The 13,368-nt window shown below is 32.9% G+C and carries 12 protein-coding genes; 3 read left to right on the top strand and 9 right to left on the bottom strand.

Going from position 1 to position 13,368, the window contains the following annotated elements; genetic code table 11:
- Positions 1-75: 75 nt before the first annotated feature.
- Positions 76-306, bottom strand: a complete 231-nt coding sequence (locus A3I1_RS0103865) for a DUF1797 family protein (RefSeq protein ID WP_018369998.1) — start codon at positions 304-306, stop codon at positions 76-78.
- A 261-nt stretch (positions 307-567) separates the two neighbouring features.
- Here A3I1_RS0103865 and A3I1_RS0103860 point away from each other — a divergent pair, with 261 nt between their 5' ends.
- The 3 genes from A3I1_RS0103860 to A3I1_RS0103850 all read left to right on the top strand — a co-directional run bounded on the left by A3I1_RS0103860 (position 568) and on the right by A3I1_RS0103850 (position 4,493).
- A complete protein-coding gene (locus tag A3I1_RS0103860) occupies positions 568-2,808 on the top strand; it encodes an ATP-dependent Clp protease ATP-binding subunit (RefSeq protein WP_018369997.1) in 2,241 nt (746 codons plus the stop codon).
- Positions 2,809-3,674: 866 nt separating this feature from the next.
- Positions 3,675-4,130 carry an NUDIX hydrolase gene (locus A3I1_RS0103855; RefSeq protein ID WP_018369996.1) on the top strand — a complete coding sequence of 152 codons (456 nt, stop codon included), beginning with the start codon at positions 3,675-3,677 and terminating at the stop codon, positions 4,128-4,130.
- A gap of 60 nt (positions 4,131-4,190) precedes the next feature.
- Positions 4,191-4,493 carry a DUF1827 family protein gene (locus A3I1_RS0103850; RefSeq protein ID WP_018369995.1) on the top strand — a complete coding sequence of 101 codons (303 nt, stop codon included), beginning with the start codon at positions 4,191-4,193 and terminating at the stop codon, positions 4,491-4,493.
- Between the two features lie 80 nt (positions 4,494-4,573).
- Here the strand turns inward: A3I1_RS0103850 and ileS are convergent, their stop codons facing one another.
- The 8 genes from ileS to ftsA all read right to left on the bottom strand — a co-directional run bounded on the left by ileS (position 4,574) and on the right by ftsA (position 13,334).
- Positions 4,574-7,372 (bottom strand): isoleucine--tRNA ligase, encoded by a 2,799-nt coding sequence (ileS, locus tag A3I1_RS0103845; protein ID WP_018369994.1) that lies wholly within the window; start codon positions 7,370-7,372, stop codon positions 4,574-4,576.
- Positions 7,373-7,601: 229 nt separating this feature from the next.
- Positions 7,602-8,378 carry a DivIVA domain-containing protein gene (locus A3I1_RS0103840; protein WP_018369993.1) on the bottom strand — a complete coding sequence of 259 codons (777 nt, stop codon included), beginning with the start codon at positions 8,376-8,378 and terminating at the stop codon, positions 7,602-7,604.
- Between the two features lie 9 nt (positions 8,379-8,387).
- Positions 8,388-9,182 carry a YlmH family RNA-binding protein gene (locus A3I1_RS0103835; RefSeq protein WP_018369992.1) on the bottom strand — a complete coding sequence of 265 codons (795 nt, stop codon included), beginning with the start codon at positions 9,180-9,182 and terminating at the stop codon, positions 8,388-8,390.
- A 1-nt stretch (position 9,183) separates the two neighbouring features.
- Entirely contained in the window at positions 9,184-9,429 is a 246-nt protein-coding gene (locus A3I1_RS0103830; protein WP_018369991.1) for a YggT family protein, read from the bottom strand.
- 3 nt (positions 9,430-9,432) lie between these two features.
- A complete protein-coding gene (locus tag A3I1_RS0103825) occupies positions 9,433-9,993 on the bottom strand; it encodes a cell division protein SepF (protein ID WP_018369990.1) in 561 nt (186 codons plus the stop codon).
- Positions 9,994-10,006: 13 nt separating this feature from the next.
- Complete coding sequence (locus A3I1_RS0103820; RefSeq protein WP_018369989.1) at positions 10,007-10,678, bottom strand: YggS family pyridoxal phosphate-dependent enzyme; 672 nt, start codon at positions 10,676-10,678, stop codon at positions 10,007-10,009.
- Between the two features lies 1 nt (position 10,679).
- Positions 10,680-11,966 (bottom strand): cell division protein FtsZ, encoded by a 1,287-nt coding sequence (gene ftsZ / locus A3I1_RS0103815; protein WP_018369988.1) that lies wholly within the window; start codon positions 11,964-11,966, stop codon positions 10,680-10,682.
- A 24-nt stretch (positions 11,967-11,990) separates the two neighbouring features.
- Positions 11,991-13,334: a cell division protein FtsA gene (gene ftsA, locus A3I1_RS0103810; protein ID WP_018369987.1), complete on the bottom strand. Its 1,344-nt coding sequence runs from the start codon at positions 13,332-13,334 to the stop codon at positions 11,991-11,993.
- Positions 13,335-13,368 lie beyond the last annotated feature (34 nt).

Here is a 13,368-nt window from a genome sequence, read left to right as displayed (position 1 = left end):
TCTTCTAATTAGTTTGATACTTATCAATTTTAAAAGACAAAAGCACTAAGCACTCTTGCCTTTTCTAAAGCATCATTAATAAAGCAAGTCAAAAATCTCAATTGCTATTAAATCAATACTGTCAAAAGTATATGTTTCACGAGCTGCAACATCACGAAGGGTAAAAGTAGCTCCTTGATCAAGATCATTATTATATGCTACTTCAGCTACAACAACACCATCTCGTTCAAAATTTCGCTTAAAATTTCCACCATCAGTTGCCATTAATTCAAGACGATTAATAATTCTCACTAAATGTGATTCCATATTTCTCTCCTATTCACTTTTAATCTCTACTATTTTATCATAAAAAAAGGCAAACAAACAATAAAATTATTTTTTTGTTGGCTCTCAATCTTATTTGATTACTTTTAGTTAAAGTTAAATAATCAAATGAATATAATATTCAAAGTTTTTTACTTGATTTCTTTACTGATGGTGATATAATAAATTTATAAATAGTTTGACCAAAACTGACCAAATGTTTTAAAGGTCAACTATTATTTCATAACGAAAGAGGTAACTGCCATGCTTTGTCAAAATTGTAACTTAAATGAAGCCACAATACACCTTTTTACTAATGTTAACGGGAAGAAAAAACAAATTGATTTATGTCAAAATTGTTATCAAATTATGAAAACAGATCCTCACAATCAATTATTACGAAATCTTACTCATTCATCATCAATAAATCCACTCTTTGATGATTTTTTTGGTGATTTGAATAATTTTCATGCCTTTAATAACGATTTGCCAAACTCACCAAAAACACAGGCAGGTGGAAATGGCATTAACAATAATGGTAATAACCGTTACCGTAATACACCACCAACACCACCTAAAGCACAAGGCGTTTTGGACGAATTCGGAATTAACTTAACAGAAATTGCTAGAAAAGGTAACATTGACCCTGTTATAGGTCGTGATGAAGAGATTACACGAGTAATTGAGATTCTTAATCGAAGAACAAAAAATAATCCTGTCTTAATTGGTGAAGCAGGAGTTGGAAAAACAGCTGTTGTTGAAGGGTTAGCTCAAAAAATTGTTGATGGTGATGTCCCACAAAAATTACAAGGTAAACAAGTCATTCGTTTAGATGTTGTTAGTCTTGTTCAAGGTACAGGTATTCGAGGTCAATTTGAAGAACGTATGCAAAAATTAATGGAAGAGATTAGAAATCGTAATGAGATTATTCTCTTTATCGATGAAATCCATGAAATTGTTGGTGCAGGTTCTGCTGGAGAAGGTAATATGGATGCTGGTAACATCTTAAAACCAGCTCTAGCACGTGGTGAACTGCAACTTGTAGGTGCGACCACACTAAAAGAATACCGTATAATTGAAAAAGATGCTGCTCTTGAGCGTCGTATGCAGCCTGTCAAAGTTGATGAACCAAGTGTTGAAGAAACAATTACCATTTTAAAAGGTATCCAAAGTAAGTACGAAGATTACCATCATGTTAAATATACTGAAGAAGCGATTCGTGCGGCTGCAGTATTATCAAATCGCTACATTCAAGATCGTTTCCTACCTGATAAAGCCATTGACTTATTAGATGAAACAGGTTCAAAAATGAATTTAACTCTAAATTTTGTCAACCCACAAGAAATCGATAAGCGCCTAACTGAAGCAGAAAATCTTAAAAATCAAGCCACTCGTGATGAAGATTATGAACGCGCTGCTTATTTTAGAGATCAAATTGCTAAATATAAAGAAATGCAAAAAAATCGTGTGGATGAACAAAATACACCTATTATCACTGAAAAAAATATTGAAAGCATTATTGAGCAAAAAACAAATATTCCTGTGGGAGATTTAAAAGAAAAAGAACAAACTCAGTTAGTGAACTTAGCTGAAGACTTAAAAGCTCATGTTATCGGTCAAGATGAGGCTGTCGATAAAATTGCCAAAGCTATTCGCCGTAACCGTGTTGGACTAGGATCGCCAAATCGTCCTATTGGAAGCTTTCTTTTTGTTGGACCAACTGGGGTTGGTAAAACAGAGCTATCCAAACAACTTGCCATTGAACTTTTTGGTTCGGCTGACAGCATGATTCGTTTTGACATGAGTGAATACATGGAAAAACATGCTGTTTCAAAATTAGTTGGTGCTCCTCCAGGTTATGTTGGTTATGATGAGGCTGGTCAATTAACTGAAAAAGTCCGTCGCAAACCATACTCAGTCATTCTTTTAGATGAAATTGAAAAAGCACATCCAGATGTCTTACACATGTTCCTTCAAGTACTTGATGATGGTAGATTAACCGATGGTCAAGGTAGAACAGTTAGCTTTAAGGATGCTATTATCATTATGACATCAAATGCTGGTAGCGGTAAAACTGAAGCAAGTGTTGGTTTTGGTGCAACTAGAGAAGGTCGTAAAAATTCTATTCTCGGACAACTTTCTAATTTCTTTAGTCCTGAATTTATGAATAGATTTGATGGGATTATTGAATTCCAGCCATTAAGCAAAGAAAATCTGTTACTAATTGTTGATTTAATGTTAAACGATGTTAGTGAACGCCTTCTTAATAACGACATCAAACTAAGTGTTACTGATAAGGTTAAAGAAAAACTAGTTGATCTTGGCTATGATCCAAAAATGGGCGCACGTCCGCTTCGCCGAACTATCCAAGAATATATTGAAGATGGGATTACTGATTTTTACCTTGACAATCCTTCTGAAAAAGAACTTAAAGCTGTTATGACAAGTAATGGAAATATTGTCATTAAATCAGCTAAAAAAAATGATGGCAGTGACAATGCTTAAGAAAAACTAGATTCCATTTAGCTTACTGTTTTTTATCAAGTAATTAAAAAATAAACAACGGTCTTTCTCCTCATTTCAAGAGCAAAAAGACCGTTTTTTTTCTTAAAATATTGCTTATTTAGACATTAATATCTACTAGAATTTTTTCATAAATATTAAACAGTTTGAAAGTTATAACACATTATCTTAAACTATCCAAAAATCGTTTCATCGGATATAATACTACACTTTCAAGTATCTAATATAAAGCAAATAAGTTGATGTTTAATGGCGAATATAACTATTTATGTAAAATCTCTGTGTGCCTATAAATACGAATAATCACTATAGTATAAGAATTAACTTTTATCATATTAACTAGAGTTGCTATCTCAGTAAATTGTCATTTTATTGCTACTTAACAAGAAAAGTCATTTTTTATAATGAAAGATTTAACTAAGGTGTCTATTTATTCCAGTTACAACTCCTCTTTAAATTTTTATTAAATTCAGCTTATCAGATTTTTGACCATTTCCTCTAAATCCTTTTTATTTTCTTAACCATTATCTAACAGACTTACTTTCTTGTGGACTTCTTAAGAAAATCTTAAATTTTACTTAATACTTATTGCTTTTCTTTTTTTTGAGAAAGTTAATTCCCTTTTATTGTTGATAGTAAATTTTTTATAGTACTATGTGCTATAAGGGATATAAACCAAGCCTGAATCTAACATTTATCTATACAAAATTATAGCTAAATAAACTATTTTTTCTTAGTCTTTGACTAATTAGTTTTTAAGCAATTTTTTTAATAAAACTAGTCTTATTAACAATGTGACAATAGTCAAACTAAAAAGATTTTAGTATAATGTTAAAAAGGAGTTAATTATGACAAATCCCGTTTTTGGTACTAAAGAAAAAAATGTTGACTACATTTCTAGGTATGGTGTTTATGCAGTCATTGCTGATAATGAAAAAGAAAATATAATACTTGTCCAAGCACCAAATGGGGCATGGTTTTTACCTGGTGGTGAAATTGAGAGTGATGAAGACCACTTCTGTGCTTTAAAACGAGAGCTAATTGAAGAACTTGGTTTTGAAGCTACTATTGGTGATTATTTTGGACAAGCAGATGAGTATTTCTTTTCGTCGCATAGACAAACGTATTATTACAATCCGGCCTATATCTATGACATTATTTCTTATGAGAAAATTTCTCAACCTTTAGAAGATTTTAATAATCTATCATGGTTTCCAATTTCTGAAGCAATTTTAAAATTAAAACGAGGTAGTCATCGTTGGGGGATTGAACAATGGCAAAAAAAATACAAAAAAGAACACTAATTTAAGTCATATTTATAAAATCATGCTATAATAATAAAAAAGAAATAACGGAGGAATAAGATGAGACTAATCAATACTACAAGTAGCCATCCTCAATTGGTTAAAAATCAGTTGAAGCACACTGATGCAAAGCTTGTTGAAGTATACTCAGCAGGAAATACCGATGTTATCTTTACACAAGCTCCTAAACACTATGAATTATTGATTATTAATAAATACAGAGCTATCAAAGATAGTGAAATAGAAGCTATTCGTGAATTTTTCTTGAAACGTAAAATTGATCGAAAAATTACAATTCCAGATCAAATCAAAACCATTCATTCAGCAAAACTAATTGAAATATCCATTCCAACAACTATTTAAAGCAGTATCACACTGCTTTTTATTTATCATTAAAAAACGATGTATAGCTTTTTAAATAGGCTAAACACATCGTTTTTTCTTTATTTTGTTTCAAATCCTTCTTTTACTGCTTCAGGGAAATGAGCTTCTAAGATTCTTGCACAAGAATCACAAACCATATTAAGATTTTGATTAATATTTGTACCAACTGTCTCATCTAATCGACGACAACGAGCACAAACGTCACCAGTAGCATGAGAAACACTAAAGGCAATGTCTTCAAAAACAACAGCATCTTTAGGGGCTTTTTGTTCAGTTAAGGTTAATTGAGAAACAATTAACAACTGAGCAATATCACTCTGCAAACTTTCTAAAAATGTTTTTGTCTCACCATTTAGATAAATCGTTAAGTGTGCTTCCAGTGATTTACCAATCACTTTTTGATTACGAGCTTCCTCAAGAGCTTTTTGTGCCTGAGTGCGAATAGTCATGAAACGTTCCCACTGCTCTATAATCTTATCTTCTTGATCAAAAACAAGAGCTTTAGGCATTTCTGATAATTGGACAAACTCTTCTTTTTCAAAGGCTAAATACGACCAAATTTCTTCAGCAGTATGTGGTAAAATTGGTGTCAATAATTTTGTTAATTTAACTAAAATATCATAGAAAACAGTCTGCATTTGACGTCTTTCTAAACTATCAGCGGCTTGGATATAAACAACATCCTTAGCAAAATCAAGATAGAATGCAGATAAATCTACTGTCACAAAGTTAACAATTGCTTTATAAATAGTCATAAAATCGTACTCTTCATAAGCTTTATTTATTGTTGCTACTAACTGATTAAACTTAATTGTAATGTATTGATCTACTGATCGTAGTTTCTCAAAAGACACAAAATTAACTTCTGGATTAAAATCACTGGTATTGGCTAACAAGAAACGAAGTGTATTTCTAACTTTTCGGTAAGTTTCTGAAACTTGTCCTAAAATATCCATTGAAACACGAACATCATTTGAAGAATCAACAGAAGTTACCCAAAGACGAAGAATTTCAGCACCGTATTGTCTAGCCACATCGTTTGGTGAAATAATATTCCCTTTAGATTTTGACATTTTTTCACCCTTACCATCAAGAACAAAACCTTGTGATAAAACAGACTTATATGGTGCATAATTATTAACAGCTACTGAAGTGATGAGAGATGAATTAAACCAACCACGATATTGGTCACTTCCTTCTAGATAAAGATCAGCTGGATAAGAAAGACCAAAACGATTATTCATAACACCATTCCATGAACTTCCTGAATCAAACCAAACATCCATGATGTCAGATTCTTTAGTAAACTCCCCATTTGGAGAACCAGGATGTGTAAAACCTTCAGGTAGCAATTCTTTTGCTTCTTTTTGCCACCAGATTACTGAACCTTCTTGTTCAAAAAGAGTTGCAACATGATCAGTCACTTCTTTAGACATAATTGGCGTTCCATCTTCAGCATAGAAAATTGGTAAAGGCACTCCCCAAGCACGTTGTCTGGAGATAACCCAGTCACCTCGATCACGAATCATATTGTAAAGTCGTGTTTTTCCCCAAACTGGGTAAAAAGTAGTATTTTCAATTTCTGAAAGAATCTGTTCTCGAAATTTAGAAACAGAGGCAAACCATTGAGGAACCGCTCTCCAAATAATTGGTTTTTTAGTACGCCAGTCAAATGGGTAAGAATGGGTAATTGTATCAGTTGCTAGTAAAAGTGTTCCCAATTTTTCAATAACAATCGGAGTTACTTTAGCATAGAACTGACCAGCAAAAGCTTCACCAGCATTATCCATCATCATACCACGGCCGTCAACGGTCACTGCAACTTCTAGACCATACTGAACAGCAACATTGTAGTCATCTTCACCAAATCCTGGAGCTGTGTGGACAATTCCTGTACCGGAGTCTAAAGTAACATGGTCTCCTAAAATAATTAACTCATCAACATTAGTATCCCATGGATGTTCTGTAACAATTCTTTCTAATTCTTTTCCTTTATAAGTTTTCAATACTTCTGGCGATTCCCAAGAAAAGCGATTAGCTAAATCGTTAAGCATGTCATAAGCAACAATAAATTTTCTTGTATCATTAGAAGGTTTGACAAGTGCATAGTCAAAATCAGGGCCAACTGTTAAACCACGTGAAGCTGTTACGGTAAATGGTGTTGTTGTCCAAACTACAATATAGGTATTAGTATCTAAAATATCCCTACCATCCTTAACCTTGTTGGCATAATAGATAGAAGTCGATTCTAAATCATGATATTCAATCTCAGCCTCAGCTAAGGCTGACTCAGATGACCATGACCAATAGACAGGCTTAGCACCACGATAAATGTAGCCTTTATCTGCCATAGCACCAAATACTCTAATTTGTGCTGCTTCATAATCTTTAGTTAATGTGATATAAGGATTTTCCCAATCCGCTGAAATCCCTAAACGTTTAAAATCTTCCATCTGTTTATCAACTTGACTTAAAGCATATTGACGACACATTTCAAGGTAATCAGATAAATCAATTTCTTTACGTTTAACACCTTTTTTAGCCAAGACCTGTTCAATTGGAAGACCATGTGTATCCCATCCAGGAACATAAGGTGCTTTGTAACCTGACATTGATTTAGAACGAACAATAATATCCTTAGAAATTTTATTTAATGCATGTCCTACATGAATATTTCCATTGGCATAAGGTGGACCATCATGGAGATGGAATTCTGGTTTATTATCATTCAATTTTTGTCTTTTAGCATATAAATTAGCTTTTAACCAAGATTCTTGCCATTGAGGTTCTTTGTTAGGTAAGCCTGCTCTCATTGGAAAAGCTGTATTACCAAGATTAAGTGTTTCTTTTAATTTCATTTTTTCTCCTTATATATAAAAAAGCCCTCATCGTAAAGGACGAAAGCTCGTGGTACCACCTTAATTCAAATACTAAAAAGTATTCCTCTTTGCTTATAAGGTAGCTAACCTTCTATCTTAAAAATCTATTCAGATAGAAACAAACAAGATGATAAATAACTGATAAGGGATTATAGGACTCACACCATCTCCTACTCGCTTTAAATATTATTAATTATTTGTATTCTTGTTATTCGTCAATATTAAATTGGATAGTATCATCTGTATCATCAATCTGATCTGAAATAATTTCAATTGTAGGATTTGATGAAGCTTCAGATGCTTGTTTAGTTACTTTAAGTTGTGCATTACCTTCAGCAACACGTCTTTGTAATTCTTCCATTTCTTCAGGACTAAACTGACGTGTCGCATCAAAAGAAGTGGAGTCATCTTTTTCTGGAACATGTTCTTCTAAAACTTTTTCAACAACTTCTTTGAAAGCAGCATCGGAATTTTGTAGATAAACCGCAGTTGGTTGTAATAGATCATGCCATTCTGGAGAATTGACTAAACCCATTTGTCCTTCAACTACTGAAAGTAAACGCTGATGGAATAAACGGCTTTGACGTTTCAAATCTTCAGTTTCAACAGCGACACGTTTAGCATCATCTGTTGCATCACGAAGAATTTGATTGGCTTTAGCTTTTGCTTCCTCAATTAAAGAAAAGGCATCATTTTGAGCTTTTTTTAAAATATTATCTGCTTCGATTTTAGCAGAAATTTTAACCTTATCAGAAGTTTCTTGGGCTAATATAACAGACTGTGTTAAAGAATCTTTCATATTGTCAAAATAAGCTATTTTATCTTCAAGATCTTTAATACGTTGTTCTTTAGTGTGGTTAGAACGAATAATATCTTCATAGTCATCAATAACCATGTCCAAAAATTCGTTAACTTCATCAATACTGTAGCCTCTAAATTTTATATTAAATGTTTTATCTTTAATTTCAAGAGTTGTTAATGTCATTTCGTTTCCTCACTTATGCACTTTTCGAATAATTGTTAATTTATGTTTTTTTTGTTTTGACAAACCATTATTAGAAGCAATACTAAATCTACCATATCCTCTAACACTAATAATATCATTGACTGAGACAATTTCAGAGGTTTTATTGATAACCATATAATTAATTTTAACTTTTTCGGCTGTGATTAATTTCATGGCTATAGTTCTTGAAATTTTTAAAACTGATGCAATGACGTTATCTACTCTTAGACTTGATACAAGAATATCAGTCAATTCATCAATTTCATCTATTTTAAGTAAATTCTCTAAAGAATCCTCAAACAACAAGACACTAGAACGTCCAATTTTATGAATATTATTTTTAAAATAAGAAATCATCTTTGTATCTAGTAAAAGTTGAGCTTGACCTTTTTTAACAATAATATCTCCAATAATGGTTCTCTTAATACCAAGAGTATGAATCAAAGTTCCGAGTATTTGAGCATGAGTTAATTGATTGAATTTATTATTATAACTGATATTTAGTAATGAGATACCAAAATCTGAAAAATTAATTTCATAAAAAGGTGGTGGAGGAGAAATAATGATTTTTGCATATTCCATCTCGTAATATTCACTACTAACATAAAAAGTCATACCTCTTGTTGTTAATAGAATTTTTGCAATATAGACTTGTCTAGGATTTAAAAAATCAGTTACCTGAATAAAATAAGAATTTTCAACTTTTTGAATAAATTCTTCTATTTTTTCCAAAAAAATTTTTTCACTTGGTTTAAAATGTTGATGTAGTGATTTTTTTGTCATATTATAAAATTATATTAATAAAATTTTTTAAAATTCTAAGAGCGATTAAAGCAGCTACGACAGTAAAATCCATATTACCAAATTGGAGATTAAATTTTCTAAACACTTTTAAAATAGGTTCTACAATCTGATACAAATATCCAGCCCAAGTACTATTATGTGTTTCTGGAAACCAAGATAGCAAGGCATAAACAACAAGAAAAAAAGAAAAAATATCAATTGCTTTGTTTATTATAAATACTAACATTTATCATCTCTTCATATCATAGTCATAGCTAATATCTTGTCCATTGTGCGGAATTCCAATTTCCTCAAAATCAACAATAACATTAGCAGGAGTTAACAAGAACATAGAAGAACTTACTTTTTGAAGATTACCGTAGAGAACTTTACTGGCACCATCAATAAAATCAAGACAGCGACGTGCTTGAGCATCTATCATGTATTGAAAATCAATTAAAATGCACTCATTAAGTATCAAAGCATTAACTATTTCTTGAGCATCCTCATACTTTTTAGGGTATTTTATAGCGATAGTTGTCTTAGCTGACTCTAAAGCTGTTTGAGCCATCTGTTCTCTGTTTGTTTTAGCATGTGAAGGTGACACATTAGCTACAGGACGCAAATGTGTTCTGTCTTTTACTTCATTTCTTTCAGTGTTCTCAATCCTAGAAGGGTGCTCTCGTCTTTGTTGAGGCGCTTCTACTCGAGTTTGTCTAACAGTCTGTTCAACTGTCTCTTCTTCTACTTCACTGATATCATCTGTATCAAAGTAAGAAATAAGTTTACTAAATTTATCTCTAAGTGCCATATTTTATCTCCATTTAACTAAAAAATGCTGTTCCAATTCTAACAAATGTTGAGCCATTTTGAATCGCAATTTTGTAATCTCTACTCATACCCATACTTAAATCAGTCAAAGGCATATTTTTAATTTTTCTATTCTTATAAGTCATCCTAATTTGGTTTGTTTTTTTAAAAATATGTTCCAATTCTTCATCACTAGCATCAATTGGTGCCATTGTCATTAATCCTATGATGATAATTTTATCATAGTCACTTAAAACACTTAAAACATGGTCAATTTCAGTTATCGAAAAACCATGTTTGCTTTCTTCACCAGAAATATTAACTTGTAAAAAGCACTTTATCGGATGTTCTGCTCTCTTTTGAATTTCTTTAGCTAGGTTCAAAGAATCAAGAGCATGAAAGTAATCAATTTTATTGATGATTTCCTTCACTTTTCGACGCTGTAAACTTCCAATAAAATGCCAAATTATTGGTTCATTAGCAAGTGTTTCATACTTTGTCAAAAATTTATCAACACGATTTTCACCAATATGTTTTATGCCCAATGTTATCATTTCTTTTGTTGTGTTTGAATCAACATATTTTGTAACCGCTATAATATTAATGTCTTCAAAAAATCTTCCAGCCTTTTGGGCAACTTTTGAGATTTCCTGAAGAACATTAGTTATATTTTTTTCTAAATTCATTTTAACGATTCTTAAAGAATGGAGGAGTTTCTAACTCATCATCATCAGATTGGTCTGAAAATGAAGACATTGTCAACTTACTATCAAGCTCACCTTCTGTTGGACGAGTAATAGAATCACGACGAAGATCCCAATTGCCAAATCCAGAAGATTGTGATGATAAATCTTTTTGACGATCTGCCCTAGGAAGTTCAGGAGTATCATTCATATCAAATGGTTGATAAGCTTGACGTCTTGAATTTAATTGGTCAGACACATACTGAGAGCCTGCTTGTCTAGAATTTAAAACATGAGATTGATTATTTCCAATACCTGAAACGCGCTCAACCTTGTCTTTACGAACTCCTGTAGCAACAACAGTAACTCTAATTTCATCTGACAAAGTATCATCAATCGAAGTACCAAGCCAAATATTAACACCTTGACCTGCAGCTTGACTAACAATTTCAGAAGCTTCTTCTGCTTCAATCAAGGTCATATCAAGACCACCAGTTACATTAACAATGACATCTTCAGCACCGTCAATAGTTGTTTCAAGAAGTGGCGAGTAGATAGCTTTTCGAGCAGCTTCGACGATACGTTCTTCACCAGAGCCAATCCCAATACCCATCAAAGCATTCCCTTTGTTTGCCATTACAGTTTTAACATCAGCAAAGTCAAGATTAATTAGTCCAGGGCTAGTGATCAAATCAGAGATTCCTTGCACACCTTGACGTAAAACGTTATCTGCTTCACTCAATGCTTCAAGAAGCGGTGTCTTCTTATCTACAATTTCTAAAAGATTATTGTTAGAAATAATTAGTAAGGTATCTACTTGGTCTCTTAGTTCAGAAATTCCTTCAATTGCAAAATTGCTGCGTTTATTTCCTTCAAAAGCAAATGGACGTGTAACAACTGCTACTGTTAATGCTCCTAAACTTTTAGCAATTCTAGCAATAACTGGTGCGGCACCAGTTCCAGAACCACCACCCATTCCCGCAGTGATAAACACCATATCAGAACCAGTTAATGCTTCTGTAATAGCTTCTTCACTTTCTTCAGCTGCTTTACGGCCAACTTCAGGTTGTCCTCCAGCACCAAGTCCTCTAGTCAACTTAGGTCCAAGTTGAATGACAGTTTCAGCTTTTGAACTACTTAAAGCTTGTACATCAGTATTAGCAGCTATGAATTCAACACCAGAAACACCTTCTGTAATCATTCGGTTGATGGCATTACCACCACCACCACCGACACCGATAACTTTAATAATTGCACCTTGACTAGCTGCTGTATCAAATGAAAATACCATTTTATTTCCTCACTTATTTTATCTTTAATCAAACATACTTCCAAAAATATTTCGTACTTTATCTCCTAAGTTTTCTTTTTGCTTAGGTTCAACATTATCTTGTGGTTTTTTAATTTCTGGGATATTGTTAGTTTCTGAGTAGGCAACTGATTCACTAACAACAGTTGTTCTCCCAGTGTCAATAGGTTTACGACGTAACAATTCTTCTCCTGTTACTGCTTTTTGAGCAATAACATCAACGTCTGTCATCGAACCAACATAGTCTACTAATGAAATCACATTAGCAAACATTGGGTTTCTAATTCCCATTTGGTTTGGAACAAACAATTTAACATTTACACCAAAAGTTTCTTGTGCTAATTCAACAACACCAGGTATAATTGCACCACCACCAGCAAGAATAATTCCTCCTGGATACTCGATTGAACGGCTACGTTCTAGGTCTTGTTTAATATGGCTAAAAATATTTCGAACTCTAGCTGAAATAATTTCTGAAATATATCTTTCAGAAACATCAATTGGTTGTACTTCTCCTACAACTTCAACTTGTATAGTTTCAGTGACACTACTTTCACCAACATTAGCATTTCCAAAATTATATTTAATAGCTTCAGCGGTATTTATAGAAGTCTTAAGAACTTTTGAAATATCTTTTGTGACATAGTCACCACCTTCAGGATAGATATTTGTAAATTGCAATTCCTGAGAGCGCATTGATGCAACAGTTGTCTGTCCGCCACCCATATCAATAACGGTAGCACCAAATTCTCTTTCACCCTCATTAAGAACATATTTAGTCATAGCTAACGGTGAGATAATGACATTTTCAACATTAATTCCTGCTTTTTCAACGGTTTTTCTAAGATTATGCAAAATGGTGCTTGGTCCTGTATACAACAAACCACGCATTTCTAAACGAATCCCCATCATGCCACGTGGATCTCTAATTCCTTTAAAACCATCAACAATAAATTCTCCAGGAACTAATGAGATGACTTCACGCTCTGGTGTAATACTTTTTGTAAGTGCTGACTTAACAACACTATCAACATCTTCGTCTTTAATTTCTTTTGAATCACTAGTTACAGGAATCATTCCTTGAGTTGGTTCAATTTGAAGAAGATTTGCTGGTAAACTAACACTCACTTTATCAATGGAGATACCAGCTTTTTCTTCTGCTTGATCAATCGCAACTCTTATAGCTTTCGAAGCGGCATCAATATCAATCACAATCCCATCTCGAACTCCTGAGCTCTTTACATTACTCACTCCAATGACATTCATTTCATTATCAACAAATTCAGCAACAAGAACTTTAATCGAGCTTGTTCCTATATCCAATCCTGTAAAAAAGCCATTTCTAGCCATTCACTCGACCTCACTATCTCTCTTATCTATAGTA

Origin of the sequence: Streptococcus marimammalium DSM 18627 (genome assembly GCF_000380045.1) — a bacterium.
GTDB classification, from domain to species: domain Bacteria; phylum Bacillota; class Bacilli; order Lactobacillales; family Streptococcaceae; genus Streptococcus; species Streptococcus marimammalium.
The sequence above is the reverse complement of the archived record's forward strand: the minus strand, read 5'-3'. Positions and strand labels throughout refer to the sequence as shown.